Here is a 14,792-nt window from a genome sequence, read left to right as displayed (position 1 = left end):
CACAATGACCTCCCAATGACCGCCCCGGCACGGGGCAATCGGGCGCCGCAACACACCCGGCAGAGGACACTGCGGTCAGGGGTTCTGCACTCAAGTCGTGGCTGCTCAACGATTCCATGTTTACGTTTTATACGCTGCCCCTGTGTGAGGGTCAAGAACTCTTTTGCCAGAACGTTCCCGCGCAACTCAAACAGCTGCCCAGCAGGCGAACCCTGTGCCCGTCGTTCAGTTGCTGCGCTTGATCGAGCGAATACCCACAGCCAAGCCGATCGCAGCCAACACGGCTGCGGCAAGGAAACCCCACAGCACATCCGGCGAACTCAGTTCGCCCGCGAAGAGTGCCCGCTCGGCCGCAACCACATAGCTGATCGGGTTGATGGCAGCAGCCACCTGCATCCACTGCGGGCCGTTCTCCAGCGGCAGCAGCATGCCGGAGAGAATCATCAGCGGGAAGATGGTCGCCTGCTGTACGGCCCAGAACATCCAGTCCCGGCTGCGGCTGACCAGGGCGAGCGTGTAGCTCAGAGCACCAAACCCCATCCCGAAGATGGCGATCAGCACCAGACCCAGCAGCATGCCGAGCGGATTCACCGAGAAGCCGAACGGGATGGTCGCCAGCGCGATCACCCCGGCTTGCACCATGATCGGGGCCATCTCTTTCAGCGCCCGCCCGATCAGCAGTGCCGGACGGGCGATCGGCGCCACCAGCGTTCGTTCGTGTGATCCTGTCTGCATTTCCATGAGCAGGTTCGAGCCGGTGACACCGGTGCCGAACAGGGCGATCATGACAAGAATGCCCGGCACGAACCATTGCAACACCTCCCCGGCCGGGGCATCCGAGCCGCCAATCAGCAGCGGACCGAACAGCCCCAGAAAAACAAGGGGCTGCAACAGGCTGAAGATCAGCGAGAAGGGATCTCTAACAACGGGGCGCAGCTCGCGGACCAGCACATTCCAGGAGTCGCGAACCGCGTTGGACCGAACGTGCACAGTGCTTTTGGTGGCTGTGGTGGTCATGCCGATACCTCTTCCTTCAGGGCTGATTCTTCGTGGGCTGCCTTTCCGGCAGTTGTTTCGCTCGCTCCGCTGTCGTCGCGCAGGCTGCGCCCGGTGAGGGCGAGAAACACGTCGTCGAGGGTCGGCTGGCGGAGACCCGCAGTGGCCGCGGGCGCGCCTGCAGCGTCGAGTTCCCGGAGCAGTCGTGGAAGCACCCGGTCCCCGTGATCGAGGGTGATCTGAAGCTGCGGGCCGATGACAAGGACGGACGCGCCGGTCACGGCGGCGGCGATGGGCCGGGCGGCCTGGGCATCGGCTCCACTGGCGAAGCCGAGGGTGATCACATCGCCTGCGAGGGTGGTCTTCAACCCGGAGGCAGTGTCATCGGCGATGAGCCGGCCGTGGTCCATGACCATGACGCGTTCGGCGAACCTGTCAGCCTCATCGAGGTAGTGCGTGGTGACGAAGATGGTGGTGCCATGTGTGCGGCGCAGGTCCAGGATGTGTTGCCACAGGTTTTCTCGGCTTTGCGGGTCGAGCCCCGTCGAAGGCTCATCCAGAAACAGCAGTTCCGGTGAGTGCAGCAGCCCGAGCGCGATGTCGAGACGGCGCTTCTGCCCGCCACTGAGGCTCACCACGCCACGCTTGGCCAGCGGGGCGAGGTCCAGGGATTCGAGCAGTTCATCCGCCCGTCGCCTGGTCTGGGCGCGCCCCATTCCGTAAAAGGCACCCTGGCTGAGCAACTCGTCGCGCACCCTCTGATAGTGGCCGGCACTGTTGCCCTGACCGATGTAGCCGATGCGGCGGCGCACCTCGTTGGGTTCCTTGCGAACGTCGTAGCCTGCCACACACGCGGTGCCGGAGGTGGGCGGGAGAAGCGTGGTGAGCATTCGCAGGCTGGTTGATTTGCCCGCACCGTTGGGGCCAAGGAAGGCCACGAGTTCTCCGCGCTGAACGTCCAGGTCCAGGTCGGTGACGGCGTCGACGCGTTCGCGCTTCACCGTGAATTGCTTGGTCAGCCCGCGGGCTGTGATGATGGTGTCGTTTCTCATGTGCCAAGGCTATTCTTGCTTGAGGACTGTTTCTGTCCGCAACTCAAACTAGTCTTGGAGCATGTCAGAATCCACTACAACCTCGCGGGTGCTGTCTCTTCTGAACCTGCTGCAGACCCACCGGCATTGGTCAGGAACGGACCTTGCGCAGCGTCTGGGCATCACCGGGCGAACACTACGCCGCGACGTGGAGCGGCTGCGGGAACTCGGATACCGCATTGAGTCGGCGCCGGGCACCCATGGCGGCTACCGCCTCGAGGCCGGAGCCTCGATTCCGCCGCTCCTGCTAACCGATGACGAGGCTGTCACCATGGCGATCGGCCTCCGAGTGGCGGCCACACAGGGCCTCGCTGATGGAGCGTTGACCACCCTGACGGCGCTGGCCAAGCTCGAACAGGTACTGCCGGCAGCACTGAGGTCACGGGTGAACGCGCTTGCCGGTCACGTGCAGCCGATGCACCCGGATGTGCCGGCCGTGACGCCAGAGGTGCTGGGGCAACTCGCCCTTGCTTGTCGCGATCGGGAGCGCATCAGATTTCATTATGTGGCGGCCAATGGAGCCGCGACCGATCGCGTCGTCGAGCCGCATTCGCTGGTTGCCGCCCAGCGTCACTGGTTCCTGGTGGCCTGGGATCTTCACCGGGAAGCATGGCGGACGTTTCGAGTTGACCGGCTCGAGGGGTTCTTCGCCACTCGCGTCCGCTTCGAGCCCCGTGAGCTTCCGGCCGACGACGCTGCCGAGTTCGTCGCCGCAGCCGTCTCCTCCCTTTTGAGCACCGTGACAGCGGAAGTGGTGATGGACCTGCCGATTGAGCGGATGCGTGAGTACTTCGGACCGTGGGCCAAGGGAGCACGAGCAGTTGATGCATTCAAAACGGCGTGGCCCATAGGGGGCCGCAGCCCGCAGGAGCTCATGTCGTCACTGGCATGGATACCGGAAGGAATCCAGTACAAGGTGCGTGGAGACGTTGCGACCACAGTGGTCCTGCGCGAGGCTGCCGAGCGGATGCTGAACGCAACGCGGGATTGAGCAGCAGAATTGAACCGGGGTTGCCGGGCATCATGTGGTTCCGAGCGACACAGCCAGGGTGACGCTCGCAGCAATCGCGGCGAATGCTCGCACATTATTGGCGGTGCTCCAGTTCCGGTCGAAGGAACGCCACCGGTCCACGTTATCGGGTGAATCCGGCAGGACGAGCGCCAGCTGATCGTTGAGCGGAACGTTTCGCGCGATCGTGATGCCAACCGCGGCCAGAGCCAGTCCCGCGCCCACCATACGAACGGGACCTTCCTCCGCGATAGCGCCGGAGACAAGTTCCGAGATGATGATTGTTGCGGAGGCCGATGCACCACCGAAGAAGACCACCATGAAGGGCAGTCGCACAGCGCTGATGTTGATCCGCTGCATAGCAGCAACTGCCGTTTGAGCGGGGAGGGTGCGTAGTGCGGGCAGCACCAGGGCGGGAAAGGCCAGGTAGACACCTCCCGCGATTCCCGCACCGAGTGCCGCCGCGATGGTCACGACTGTCTGCAGCGTGGTTGTCATGTCTGGGCCTGGACACTTGTTTGCCAGATGCTGCTCGCTGCGGCGCGACGTACATAGTCGGTGAAGTCCCGCGAAGGCTGGCCGAGCGCTGATTCCAGGTCGGTGGTGGCCGAGGAACTGCGACCGTCGATGAACTCCTCGGCCGTGCTGGGCGCGTAGTCGTTGCTCCGCCCGGTGGCTGCGGAGGTCTCCTCCGCTAAATCACGCATGAACAAAGGCCTTGTCCCGGTCACCTCATAGACAGTGTTGGCGTGGCCGACGTCGATGAGCGAAGCCGTGGCCAGATCCGCCAGGTCCTCGAGGTCGATGAACGGTTCCACGACGTCGCCGGCCGGCCGGACCAGCCGCCCGCGTAGAACGGGGCCAAACAGAATATGTTCGCTGACGTTTTGTGCGAACCACGGCGAGCGGACAATGGCCCATTCGGCCGCCGCGTCCTGCACGGCCCGTTCGCTGGCTTGGGCCCCCGCTTCGCCCCTCCCGGACAGCAGCACCAGGCGGTTCACGCCCAACTCCCGGGCGCGTTGGGCGAACTCGGCCACCAGGTCCGCGACGCCTGGGAAGGCGAGATCCGGTGAGTAGCCAAGATAAGCAGATGACGCGCCCTTCAAGGTGGCATCCCCCGTTGCACGGTCTTCCCAAACGAACGGACTCTCGCCCTGCCTCGACGCGACGCGGGTGGGCACGCCGTGCTCGGCAAGACGGTGAACAATGCGTGAACCGGTACGCCCGGTACCACCAACAGCAAGGACTCTTTGATTAGTCATGACATCAGTCAACAGCAGCAGGATTGCGCTTTGAATAGTTCAGACGTGTATTTCAATACGCAATCGTCTAAAATGGCCGCATGGATCCGCTCACACAACTCCTTGACGGCCCCCGGGCGCGCCGCGCCTTTGCCCTCCGTGTGGTCATGGCACCCCACTGGTCCATCGATGTCCGGGACCAGGCACCGCTCACCATTGTTGCCATGATGGGCACTGGGGCGTGGCTCAAAGCCGGCAGCGAACGATTCGAATTGCAAGCAGGGGACGTGGCCCTGGTGCGGGGTCCCGACCCGTACATTGTGACCGACGATCTGGCTCGGGCAGCCGACGTGATAGTTCACCCGGGCCAGCTGTGCAGCTCCCCCACCGGGGCTGATCTCCAGCTCAGCATGAAACGCGGGATACGCACCTGGGGAAACACGGCGGCAGGCGAGACGACGATGCTGATCGGCACGTATGAGACCGACGCCGAGGTCAGTTCCGCCGTCACAGCGGCGCTGCCACGGGTCGCCGTCGTCCCTGCCCAGGAGATTGACCCGGCCCTTGTCAGCTTCCTCGAGGGCGAAATCGCCAGCGATGCGCCGGGGCAGGGCAGCACCATCGATCGACTGCTGGATGTGCTGCTCGTTCACACGATCCGAGCCTGGGCGAACCTCCATCCCCACACGGCACGTGGCTGGCTCGCCGGTGGCCGCGATCCACTCGTGGCCCAGGCGCTCGCACTGTTCCATGAGTCCCCGGCACAGGGCTGGACACTGGAATCGCTATCCAAGCGGCTCAACGTCTCCAGGGGAACCTTGGCCGCTCGATTCCGCAGCATTGTGGGCGAACCGCCCATGACGTACCTGACGAACTGGCGCATGCTCCTTGCCAGCGAACTGCTCGCAAACCCTCAGCTGACCACCGCCCAGATCGCCGCCGAGGTTGGCTATGGCAGTCCCTTCGCCCTGAGTGCGGCCTTCAAAAGAAGGTTTGGCCTCAGCCCAACGGGTTACCGGCAACGCTCCTATGCGAGAGCTGACGCCGCAACGAACGCCGTCGTTCCCTAAAGCAAAACTGACCCGCAGAAAACGCCGAAAATCACCCTCAAACCGGGTTTTTTCGCCGTTTTCTGCGGGTCAGTTGGAAAGGACTAGAGGCCGAAGGTTTCGGTTTCCTCGAACGGGCCAACCACAGTGATGGTGCGCGGGGCGGCCGCGAGTTCGCGAGCCAGCTCCTGCACTTCGGCGGCCGTGACCTTGCGGATCCGGTCAAGGGATTCGTCAATGTCCATGAATTCGCCGGTGACAATCTCGGCCCGGCCCAGGCGTGACATGCGTGAACCGCTGTCTTCCAGGGCCAGCACAATGCCGCCGGAGAGTTGCCCCAGGGCCTTCTTCAGCTCAGTCTCGGAAACACCGTCGGTGGCCAGCTTCTCCAGCTCCGCGCTCAGCAGGCCAATAACTTGACCCACCTTGGCCGGGGAACAGCCCGCGTACATGCCAAAGTAGCCGGTGTCGGCGTACGAGGAGGCGAAGGAGTACGTGGAGTACACCAGGCCGCGCTTCTCGCGGATTTCCTGGAAGAGGCGCGAGGACATGCCCCCACCCAGGATGGAGTTCAGCACGCTCATGACATAGCGGCGTGAGTCCGTGGCCCGCAGCGACGGGCAGCCCAGGATGATGTTGGCCTGTTCCACCGCCCGGTTGACCACGTGCAGGCCGGCGGTGCCGGACACGGCAACTTCGGTGTTGGCGCGGCGCGGGGCCGGGGCAACACCCTCATCCAGTGACCAGCCGGCTGTGCGCAGCGCGTCCAGGACCAGGGTGCAGACGGTGTCGTGGTCCAGGCCGCCCGCTGCCGTGATGACAAGGGTTTCGGGGCGGTAATGCTTTTGGTAGTGCTCCCACACGGATTCCCGCGGAACAGCCTTGATGGCTTCCGGGGTTCCGCCAATGGGGCGTCCCAGGGCGTGGCCGCCAAGCACGGCTGCCACAAACTTTTCGTGCGCAACATCCGTGGGGTCATCGCCATCCATGGCGATTTCTTCCAGGATGACGTCGCGTTCCTGCTCCAGCTCGGCCGGATCAATCACGGCGGAGGTGACCATGTCGGCGATGACGTCGATGGCCATGGGCAGGTCGGTGTCCAGCACCCGTGCGTAGTAGCAGGTGCTTTCCTTGGCCGTGGCCGCGTTGGATTCGCCGCCCACCTCGTCAAAGGCGGATGCAATTTCCAGGGCGGTACGGCGCTTGGTTCCCTTGAACAGCAGGTGTTCCAGGAAATGGGTTGAGCCGTGTTGGCCCTCGGATTCATCCCGAGAGCCAACACCAACCCAGAACCCGATTGTCGCACTACGCTGTCCGGGCATGGCCTCGGTCAGTACCCGTACACCTCCGGGCAGGACGGAGCGGCGCACTACTGCGCCTCCCGCCGTGCCGGAAATCAGTGTTGAGTTGTCGGAGGCCAGGCCATCGGCAGCGCTTGTCAGCGGCAAAAGGGTTATCGCCATGAATTATTCAGCAGCACCTTCGGTAACGGCTTCTTCAGCAGCGTTCTCGTCATCGGCAACAACCGGTGAGAGGGAGAGCTTGCCACGGTCGTCGATCTTGGTGATTTCCACCTGGATCTTCTGGCCCACGGCAACAACATCATCAACGTTGTCCACGCGCTTGCCATTGGCCAGCTTGCGCAGCTCGGAGATGTGCAGCAGACCATCCTTGCCCGGCGTGAGCGAAATGAACGCGCCGAACGTGGTGGTCTTGACAACTGTGCCCAGGTAACGCTCGCCGATCTCAGGAATCTGAGGGTTGGCGATGGCGTTGATCGCTGAACGAGCGGCGTCAGCTGACGGACCGTTCGTTGCACCGATGTAAACCGTGCCGTCATCTTCAATGGAGATGTCAGCGCCGGTGTCTTCCTGGATCTGGTTGATCATCTTGCCCTTCGGGCCGATGACCTCGCCGATCTTATCCACGGGGATCTTTACGGCGATGACGCGGGGAGCGAACTCGGAGAGCTCGTCCGGAACGTCAATAGCGCTGGTCAGAACGCTGAGGATGTGCAAGCGGGCTTCGCGAGCCTGCTTCAGGGCGGCAGCCAAAACGGAGGCCGGGATGCCGTCGAGCTTGGTGTCCAGCTGGATGGCTGTGACGAACTCTGCGGTACCTGCAACCTTGAAGTCCATGTCGCCGAAAGCATCTTCGGCGCCGAGGATATCGGTCAGGGCAGCGTAGCGGGTCTGACCGTCAACCTGGTCGGAGACCAAGCCCATGGCAATACCAGCAACGGGTGCCTTCAACGGCACACCAGCGTTGAGCAGCGACAGGGTCGATGCACAAACGGAACCCATGGAGGTTGAGCCGTTGGAGCTCAGTGCCTCGGAGACCTGGCGGATGGCGTAGGGGAATTCTTCACGCGTCGGCAGAACGGGCACGAGTGCGCGCTCAGCCAGGGCACCGTGACCGATTTCACGGCGCTTGGGCGAGCCCACGCGGCCGGTTTCACCGGTGGAGTACGGCGGGAAGTTGTAGTTGTGCATGTAGCGCTTGCGCGTTACGGGGCTCAACGAGTCAATTTGCTGTTCCATCTTCAGCATGTTCAACGTGGTGACACCCAGGATCTGGGTCTCGCCGCGTTCGAAGATGGCCGAACCGTGCACGCGGGGCAGAACTTCAACCTCGGCGGTGAGCTGGCGGATGTCCGTCAGGCCACGGCCGTCGATGCGGATCTGCTCGGTGAGGATGCGCTGGCGGATGACGTGCTTGGTCACGGAACGGAAAGCAGCTGAGAGCTCCTTTTCGCGGCCTGCGAAGTCGGACGCCAAGGCGGCAATGGTCTCATCCTTCAAGGCGTCGGAGGCGTTGTCGCGCTCCTGCTTGTCGGCGATGGTGAACACGGCTGCCAGCTTGGTAGCTGAGGCGGACTCGACGGCGGCGTACGCGTCATCTTCGTAGTCCAGGAAGACCGGGAACTCAACGGTGGGCTTGGCGGCGCGTGCGGCCAAGTCTGCCTGAGCGTCGCAGAGAGCCTTGATGAATGGCTTTGCAGCCTCCAAGCCCTCGGAAACAATCTCTTCGGTGGGGGCCTGGTGGCCCTGTTCCTTGATGAGCTTCCAGGAGTTGTCCGTGGCTTCGGCTTCAACCATCATGATGGCAACGTCGTCACCGGCAACCTTGCCGGCAACCACCATGTTGAACACGGCGTTTTCCAGCTCGGAGTGCTTCGGGAAGGCAACCCACTGGGGGCCCTGGCCGTCGTCGATCAAGGCAACGCGAACGCCACCGATGGGGCCGGAGAACGGCAAGCCGGAGAGCTGCGTTGACATGGAGGAAGCGTTGATGGCTACCACGTCGTACAGCACGTCCGGGTTGATGGCCAGAACCGTGACAACGATCTGGACTTCGTTGCGCAGACCCTTCACGAAGGCCGGGCGCAACGGGCGGTCCATCAGACGGCAGGCCAGGATGGCCTCCGTTGAGGGGCGGCCTTCGCGGCGGAAGAAGCTGCCCGGGATGCGGCCAGCGGCGTACATGCGCTCTTCCACATCAACTGTCAGCGGGAAGAAGTCGAAGCCTTCACGCGGGTGCTTGCCAGCCGTGGTGGCGGACAGCAACACGGTGTCTTCGTCAATGTAAACCATTGCGGCGCCGGCGGCTTGCTGGGCAAGGCGTCCGGTTTCGAAGCGGATAACGCGCTTGCCGTAACGGCCGTTGTCAATAACGGCCTCTGCGTACTGAATCTCGGGACCCTCCATAGAGAGTCACCTCCATTTCTGTGTAGGTGTTGTAAACACTTGTCTCAAGCAACCAACCGGAACCATCCCAGACACTCCACCGGATAAAGCTGTGAAGGGCTGTACAACACCCGGTCTTCGATCGAGGCCCACGGGCGTGCAGCGAATGTTCGCTGCGTCCCGGAGGCCACTACCGAGGACCGCGAATGCGCGGTGTCCGGTTGGCAACTTGTGCAAGTTTCGTGCAACCGCGGTCACGGTCAACACTATGAAAGGCGGCCTCCCTTTGCGGGGAGGCCGCCTATCAGGTCATGCTAGCGACGCAGGCCGAGGCGCTCGATGAGCGTACGGTAGCGGGCGATGTCGGTGTCCTTGAGGTAACCGAGCAAGCGACGACGACGACCAACCAGGCCCATGAGGCCGCGGCGGGTGTGGTGATCGTGCTTGTGCATCTTCAGGTGCTCGGTCAAATCAGCGATGCGTCGTGAGAGCATTGCCACCTGAACCTCGGGCGAACCGGTGTCGCCTTCGCTTGTTGCGAAAGCCTGCATGATTTCTTGCTTTACAGCGGCGTCTAATGCCACAAGTAACTCCTTGAATGTGCCGTGAACATGTTGAGCTGTGCCATGGCGCAATTTCTTGGCCACTACACAGTGGAATCCAGCCACCACGGACTGCAGCCGGACTCTATGCCTTAGTTTAGTGCAGAAGTCACTGTTAGTCGAAGCGAAGTGAGGTACGGCTCTTTAGTGTTCGCGCAGAATTTCCCGGCTGTCATGAACATCTTGGTGCATCTGCTCAATCAGCGCCTCCGGGCCCGTGTAGGCCACCATGCCGCGCAGCCGCTGCACGAATTCCACCACAACATGCTGCCCGTAGAGGTCAAACGCCTCAACGGGTTCCTCGGGACGGTCCAGCACATAGGCCTCAACTTGGCGGCTGACACCCACAAACGTGGGGTTGGAGCCAACGGAGATGGCTGCGGGCCAACGGTGCTTCTCGGCGTCGACCAGCCAGCCGGCGTACACGCCGTCGGCCGGGATGATCCCGCAGGCATCGGGTGAAAGATTGGCGGTGGGGAAACCCAGTTCACGGCCGCGCGCGGCGCCGTGCACCACTTCCCCGCTCATGGTGTGCTGGCGGCCCAGCACGTGGGCGGCTGTGTCGACGTCGCCCTTGGTCAGGGCCTCGCGCACCCAGGTGGAGGACCAGCGGCGGTCGTGACCCTCGTCGTTGACAACGACGACGTCGAAGCCCAGCTCAGCGCCCAGGCTCACCATGCTGCTCAGGTCCCCCGTGTTGCCCTTGCCGAAGCGGACATCGTGGCCCACCACCACGGCGCAGGCGCCGAGTGCGTCGACGAACACGTTTTTGACGAACTCTTCAGGTGTTTGTTGGGCGAACTCAAGACTGTAGGGCATGACGAGCACCCCGTCGAGGTTCAGCTCAGCCATGGCCGCCATCTTGTCCGCCAGGCCCATGATTTGATCGGGCGCCGATTCGGGCCGGTGGATCAGTGCCGGATGGGGGTCAAAGGTCAGCGCCACGGAGCGGGCGTTGCGCGCGGCGGCCTCGGCCCGCACCTGCGCCAGGACCTCCTGGTGCCCGCGGTGCAGCCCATCAAAGTTCCCCAGGGTGACCACGCAGGGGCCAAAATCCGCGGGAACGTCATTCAATGAGTTCCAAATCTGCACTACGTTTCCTCATCCACTAAGTTCTTGATCCAACGGGCCGTGCAGCCCAACATCCTCATGCCGCTTCCAGATTACCTGCTGAGCGGCCCCGGACCGGTCCAGGGTTGTTGGGGCGTCTGCGGATCCGTTGCCGCCAATGACAGCACCCACCTATCGGCGGGTGTGCCGCGGTCGTTGTAGTCGCCGCGAATTTCCCCGTCGAAGGTGAATCCAAGTTTCCAGGCCAGTTTCCGGCTGCCCCAGTTGGGCACCAGCGCATGCCAGTGCACATAGCTGAGGTTGAGCTGGTTGAACGCGTAATCCAGCAGCAGGCGGACAGAGGCCTCCGCAGCTCCCGTGCCGCGGGCGTGGGTGCCGAAGTTGATACCGATACTGGCGGCACCGGGACTCTTGCACTGCAGGTCGACCGTGCCAAGCAGGGCGTCGGTGGCCGGATCCGCCACAGCAAACGTCAAGGTCTCCCCCGACGCCCAGCCCTGCGGGGTGAGGGTGTTGATGAAGAATTCCGCGTGCTCCATGGTGTAGTTCAGCGGCACGGTGGTCCAGCGGACGGAGTCCTCGTTGACGCAGTTTTCCACCAGTTGTGGCGCGTCGGCCATGGTCAGCGCACGCAGTACAACGGTTTCATGGCGCAGCACCGGAACCACCGGCGCCAGGTCCGCGGCGGCACCGTCGGGCCCTGCTGGGCCTTGCTCACGGGACTGGAATTGCTGGCGGTTCTGGCTGAACACCATGCCGCTGGCAACCTGGGCGTCCTTGTGGCCGTAGCCTGGGATCTCCGCGGCCAGCACAAACCCGCAGCGCTTGGCCAAGGCAATGCTTGAGTCGTTGCCGCTGGTGGTGCGCCAGTGCAGGATTTCCAGGCCAAGATTGCCGAAGGCGTAGCCGCACAGCAGCTCAATGGCGCGTTGGGCACTTCCCGTCCCCCGGCCGGCTGGGAGCATCTTGATGCCAACACTGGCGGAGCCCCCGCGGGTGGTTGAAAAGATCTCGTGCAGGCTCAGGGTGCCAACAATTTCCGCGGCACCCGCTTGGGTGCCTAAGCGCGTATCCACGATGGCGAAGCGGAGATCACTGCCGCCCTCCCAGCCGGCGGCGACGGATCCGGTGATGAGCTCGGCGGCGCGGTCCCGGCTCATGGTGGCGTCCGACGCCGTCCAGGTCACGTTTGCGGGGTCGTGGTGGATGGCGGCAAAAACGTCCGCGTCCTCCACGGTGAAACGGCGCAACGTGGTGAGGCCGTCGGAGAGGATGGGGCTGGGCACAGTGCGATCCACAACGTTCACTTGGCGTCCCTGTGGCGGTACAGCCAGATCAAACCAATGATGGGCAGCAGAAGCGGAATGTAGCCGTAGCCCTTGCCGAAAGCGCTCCACACGGTTGCGTGCGGGAAGGCCGCCGGATCCAGCAGGCTCAGCGTGCCGATGACCAGCACACCCACCAATTCGATGCAGATGGCAAGGGTGGCGATCATGGCCCACGTGGGACCGGGTTTGGCCAGGGAAACTGTGGCCACAATGTACACAACGGCGGCAAACGCGGAGAGCAGGTAGGCCACGGGCGCGTCAGCAAAGTGTGTTGCAATTTGGTAGCCGGCCCGGGCCGTGGCGGAGATGGCGAACACCGCGTAAACGGTGATCAGCAGGCGGCCGGCTCCGGAGGTGCGCCCATGCAGGGGTGCGGGCTGGACCGTGTCAGGGGTGCTCATAAACCAATTCCTAAGTGAAGCTGTTGAAGCGGGGCCAGTGCTTGTGCGGCCACGCCGGTGCCGTACCAAATCTGGGCCATGCGGGCCAGCATGACCACCACCGTGACACCCACCGCGCTCATGACGTAGTTGGACCAAAAAGTCCTTTCCATCATGGCCCAGTAGAAGCCGGCAATGGGCAGCGCGGCAGCCGTGAGCATGTAGCCCCAAAACTCCCACGTCTCCCCCACCAGCGATTCCCCGCTGCTCAACCTGATCAGGGAGGCCACAGCGTAGACCACAATGAAGAGTTCGACGGCGATCAACGCCACAAGCGTGACGTCGTTGGGTTTCTTTTTCAGCACCGCCGCAACGACGCAGATAATGGTCGAGGCCAGGCCCACGACGGCTCCTGCCAGGAACCAACCATCCAGTGTCATTGAGCCGACTCCGGCGCGGTTTCCTGGGACGGTTCGGCAACAGCCTTGGCGGCCGGTGCGGGGTCCGGCGGGAACACCAGCACGGGCTTGGCGTATTTGCCGGCGTCGGCCAGCAGCGCCACCAGGGTGCCATCCGGCGCAAAGGCCGCCGCCGGGGCCTGAACGGTATGGGTGCCAGCGGCGCTGGCCGGGATGCGCCGGCCGAAGGAAAGCTCCACAGCTTCCTCGGCGGTCAGTTCACGCACCGGCATCAAGGCGCGCGCGGCGTCGGCAATGTCGAGGATACGCAGATCATCAGCCAATTCCTCCAGCGTGCGTGCCTGGTCCAGGCTGTAGGGGCCAACGCTGCTGCGGCGCAGTGCCGTCAGGTGACCGCCAACACCCAGGTCCGCGCCCAGATCCCGGGCCAGCGCACGGATGTACGTGCCGGAAGAACAGCGCACGGTGACATCCACGTCAACGTACGTGACGCCGTCGTACATGGGAGCATCGGGAGAATCTGCCGGCGCATCGGCCGGGACGCCGTGCCGGATGGCCAGGACGTCGAAGGAGTGGATGGTCACGGGGCGGGCCGCGAGCGTGACCTCCTCCCCGGAGCGCACCCGGGCATAGGCACGCTCGCCATTGACCTTGATGGCGCTGACGCTGCTGGGAACCTGGGAAATGGGGCCCCGGAGCTTGGCGATGCCCGCCTCGATGGCCTCATCGGTGACCGCCGCCGTGGCGGACGTGGCCGTGACGTCGCCCTCGGCGTCGTCCGTGATGGTGGTGGCGCCCAGGCGAATCGTGGCCTGATAGTTCTTGGAGGTGCCCACAATGTAGGTCAGCAGGCGCGTGGCCTTGTTGATCCCCACCACCAAGACACCGGTGGCCATGGGGTCCAAGGTGCCGGCGTGGCCCACTTTTCGGGTCCCCGCCAGCCTTCGCATCCGACCCACCACATCATGGCTGGTCCATCCCTGCGGTTTGTCTACAATTACCAGTCCAGAAAGCACGCTTTGAAGTATATCCGTACGCGGGGGTGCCCCATGGTGACTTGTCCCCATCGCCGATCCCGGCCACCCTGGTTACGCTATTGAAAGTAGTAATTGTGCGGCCACCTTTTGATACGGAGAACCATGACCACCCCAGCCTTCAATAACCACAAGCGATCACTGACGGCCCTCGGCGCAGGTGCGGCGGTAGTGCTCGCCTTGACTGGATGCCTGCCCGGCGGCGCAGCGCCCAAGGCCGCCCAGGAGCCAGCCGTGGCACAGAGCGCCACGGCGCCTGCCAGCGCATCCGCGGCCCCGGGCGGCCGTGACGGGGATGAAGCCACCGTGCCTCCTTCGGCGGAGGCAACGAAGGCAGCCCCTGCGGCTGCCGGCAAGTTGACTGCCCCCGGAACCAAATTGAAGTTTGGCCAGCCTGCCAGTACGCACAGCAACAGCGGGGAACGCGATACGCCCAAGTACAAGGAATCCACGCACGAGACCAAGGTCACCAAAATTGTGGCTGGCAGCGAGGCGGATCTGGCCAAGTTCAAGGACGCCGCCAAGTTTGCCGGCCAGGTACCTTACTACGTCTACACGGATGTTAAGCTGACCTCGTTGAGCGGCCCCTCGGCCGGTATTGGCGATCCCCGGATCAACGCCCACCTCAAGGACGGCACCGAGGCACAGAAGCTCATTGTTTTCGGCACCATGGGCGAATGCAAGAGCGGCAGCTTTGACACAACTGGCAAGGATGACGCCTTCACCTACGTGGTGGGATCCGCCAAGACCATGTGCACGGTGTTCCTGGCACCCAAGGGCGACGCCATAACGACCGCCAGCTACGACGACTCGAACTACAACTACGTCAAGTACGGCGACAACCCCTACCGGGACAACCCGATCAGCTGGGGCAACTGACCCT

The 14,792-nt window shown here is 63.5% G+C and carries 15 protein-coding genes; 3 read left to right on the top strand and 12 right to left on the bottom strand.

The window, feature by feature from the left end:
• Positions 1 to 225: 225 nt before the first annotated feature.
• Both ACX80Q_RS09575 and ACX80Q_RS09570 read right to left on the bottom strand, forming a co-directional pair.
• Positions 226 to 1,017: an ABC transporter permease gene (locus tag ACX80Q_RS09575; protein ID WP_459330301.1), complete on the bottom strand. Its 792-nt coding sequence runs from the start codon at positions 1,015 to 1,017 to the stop codon at positions 226 to 228.
• Positions 1,014 to 2,048 carry an ABC transporter ATP-binding protein gene (locus ACX80Q_RS09570; RefSeq protein WP_459330300.1) on the bottom strand — a complete coding sequence of 345 codons (1,035 nt, stop codon included), beginning with the start codon at positions 2,046 to 2,048 and terminating at the stop codon, positions 1,014 to 1,016. The genes ACX80Q_RS09575 and ACX80Q_RS09570 overlap by 4 nt, the downstream gene beginning before the upstream one ends.
• Before the next feature lie 61 nt (positions 2,049 to 2,109).
• Between ACX80Q_RS09570 and ACX80Q_RS09565 the strand changes: the two genes are divergently transcribed.
• Complete coding sequence (locus ACX80Q_RS09565) at positions 2,110 to 3,078, top strand: helix-turn-helix transcriptional regulator (protein WP_459330299.1); 969 nt, start codon at positions 2,110 to 2,112, stop codon at positions 3,076 to 3,078.
• A 30-nt stretch (positions 3,079 to 3,108) separates the two neighbouring features.
• On the opposite strand, the gene ACX80Q_RS09560 is transcribed toward ACX80Q_RS09565, so the two are convergent.
• Positions 3,109 to 3,594 carry an anthrone oxygenase family protein gene (locus ACX80Q_RS09560; protein WP_459330298.1) on the bottom strand — a complete coding sequence of 162 codons (486 nt, stop codon included), beginning with the start codon at positions 3,592 to 3,594 and terminating at the stop codon, positions 3,109 to 3,111.
• Complete coding sequence (locus ACX80Q_RS09555) at positions 3,591 to 4,361, bottom strand: SDR family oxidoreductase (protein WP_459330297.1); 771 nt, start codon at positions 4,359 to 4,361, stop codon at positions 3,591 to 3,593. Before ACX80Q_RS09555 ends, ACX80Q_RS09560 begins: the two co-directional genes overlap by 4 nt.
• Before the next feature lie 80 nt (positions 4,362 to 4,441).
• On the opposite strand from ACX80Q_RS09555, the gene ACX80Q_RS09550 reads away from it, so the two are divergent.
• On the top strand, positions 4,442 to 5,410 hold the full coding sequence (locus ACX80Q_RS09550; RefSeq protein ID WP_459330296.1) for an AraC family transcriptional regulator: 969 nt from the start codon (positions 4,442 to 4,444) through the stop codon (positions 5,408 to 5,410).
• Between the two features lie 83 nt (positions 5,411 to 5,493).
• On the opposite strand, the gene ACX80Q_RS09545 is transcribed toward ACX80Q_RS09550, so the two are convergent.
• The 8 genes from ACX80Q_RS09545 to truB form a co-directional block, all read right to left on the bottom strand.
• Positions 5,494 to 6,852 (bottom strand): M16 family metallopeptidase, encoded by a 1,359-nt coding sequence (locus ACX80Q_RS09545; RefSeq protein ID WP_459330295.1) that lies wholly within the window; start codon positions 6,850 to 6,852, stop codon positions 5,494 to 5,496.
• A gap of 3 nt (positions 6,853 to 6,855) precedes the next feature.
• Entirely contained in the window at positions 6,856 to 9,096 is a 2,241-nt protein-coding gene (locus ACX80Q_RS09540; RefSeq protein WP_459330294.1) for a polyribonucleotide nucleotidyltransferase, read from the bottom strand.
• Between the two features lie 293 nt (positions 9,097 to 9,389).
• A complete protein-coding gene (gene rpsO, locus ACX80Q_RS09535) occupies positions 9,390 to 9,659 on the bottom strand; it encodes a 30S ribosomal protein S15 (RefSeq protein ID WP_103466364.1) in 270 nt (89 codons plus the stop codon).
• Positions 9,660 to 9,821: 162 nt separating this feature from the next.
• A complete protein-coding gene (locus ACX80Q_RS09530) occupies positions 9,822 to 10,769 on the bottom strand; it encodes a bifunctional riboflavin kinase/FAD synthetase (protein WP_459330293.1) in 948 nt (315 codons plus the stop codon).
• Between the two features lie 71 nt (positions 10,770 to 10,840).
• Entirely contained in the window at positions 10,841 to 12,055 is a 1,215-nt protein-coding gene (locus ACX80Q_RS09525; RefSeq protein ID WP_459330292.1) for a GNAT family N-acetyltransferase, read from the bottom strand.
• A complete protein-coding gene (locus tag ACX80Q_RS09520; RefSeq protein ID WP_459330291.1) occupies positions 12,052 to 12,477 on the bottom strand; it encodes a hypothetical protein in 426 nt (141 codons plus the stop codon). The genes ACX80Q_RS09525 and ACX80Q_RS09520 overlap by 4 nt, the downstream gene beginning before the upstream one ends.
• On the bottom strand, positions 12,474 to 12,896 hold the full coding sequence (locus tag ACX80Q_RS09515; RefSeq protein ID WP_459330290.1) for a hypothetical protein: 423 nt from the start codon (positions 12,894 to 12,896) through the stop codon (positions 12,474 to 12,476). The genes ACX80Q_RS09520 and ACX80Q_RS09515 overlap by 4 nt, the downstream gene beginning before the upstream one ends.
• Entirely contained in the window at positions 12,893 to 13,891 is a 999-nt protein-coding gene (truB, locus tag ACX80Q_RS09510; protein WP_459330289.1) for a tRNA pseudouridine(55) synthase TruB, read from the bottom strand. The genes ACX80Q_RS09515 and truB overlap by 4 nt, the downstream gene beginning before the upstream one ends.
• A gap of 123 nt (positions 13,892 to 14,014) precedes the next feature.
• Between truB and ACX80Q_RS09505 the strand changes: the two genes are divergently transcribed.
• Positions 14,015 to 14,788, top strand: a complete 774-nt coding sequence (locus tag ACX80Q_RS09505; protein WP_459330288.1) for a hypothetical protein — start codon at positions 14,015 to 14,017, stop codon at positions 14,786 to 14,788.
• The last annotated feature ends 4 nt before the right edge of the window (positions 14,789 to 14,792 follow it).

It is taken from the genome of Arthrobacter sp. HLT1-20 (assembly GCF_054510895.1).
Note: the sequence above shows the minus strand (reverse complement) of the source record. Positions and strands in the feature narration are given on the sequence as shown.

Bases quoted from the DNA above. Each gene is read 5' to 3' on its own strand.
- ACX80Q_RS09515 (WP_459330290.1), bottom strand. From the start codon at position 12,896: ATGACACTGGATGGTTGGTTCCTGGCAGGAGCCGTCGTGGGCCTGGCC.
- ACX80Q_RS09545 (WP_459330295.1), bottom strand. From the start codon at position 6,852: ATGGCGATAACCCTTTTGCCGCTGACAAGCGCTGCCGATGGCCTGGCC.
- ACX80Q_RS09570 (WP_459330300.1), bottom strand. From the start codon at position 2,048: ATGAGAAACGACACCATCATCACAGCCCGCGGGCTGACCAAGCAATTC.
- ACX80Q_RS09505 (WP_459330288.1), top strand. From the start codon at position 14,015: ATGACCACCCCAGCCTTCAATAACCACAAGCGATCACTGACGGCCCTC.
- ACX80Q_RS09565 (WP_459330299.1), top strand. From the start codon at position 2,110: ATGTCAGAATCCACTACAACCTCGCGGGTGCTGTCTCTTCTGAACCTG.
- ACX80Q_RS09550 (WP_459330296.1), top strand. From the start codon at position 4,442: ATGGATCCGCTCACACAACTCCTTGACGGCCCCCGGGCGCGCCGCGCC.
- ACX80Q_RS09540 (WP_459330294.1), bottom strand. From the start codon at position 9,096: ATGGAGGGTCCCGAGATTCAGTACGCAGAGGCCGTTATTGACAACGGC.
- ACX80Q_RS09560 (WP_459330298.1), bottom strand. From the start codon at position 3,594: ATGACAACCACGCTGCAGACAGTCGTGACCATCGCGGCGGCACTCGGT.
- ACX80Q_RS09575 (WP_459330301.1), bottom strand. From the start codon at position 1,017: ATGACCACCACAGCCACCAAAAGCACTGTGCACGTTCGGTCCAACGCG.
- ACX80Q_RS09520 (WP_459330291.1), bottom strand. From the start codon at position 12,477: ATGAGCACCCCTGACACGGTCCAGCCCGCACCCCTGCATGGGCGCACC.
- ACX80Q_RS09555 (WP_459330297.1), bottom strand. From the start codon at position 4,361: ATGACTAATCAAAGAGTCCTTGCTGTTGGTGGTACCGGGCGTACCGGT.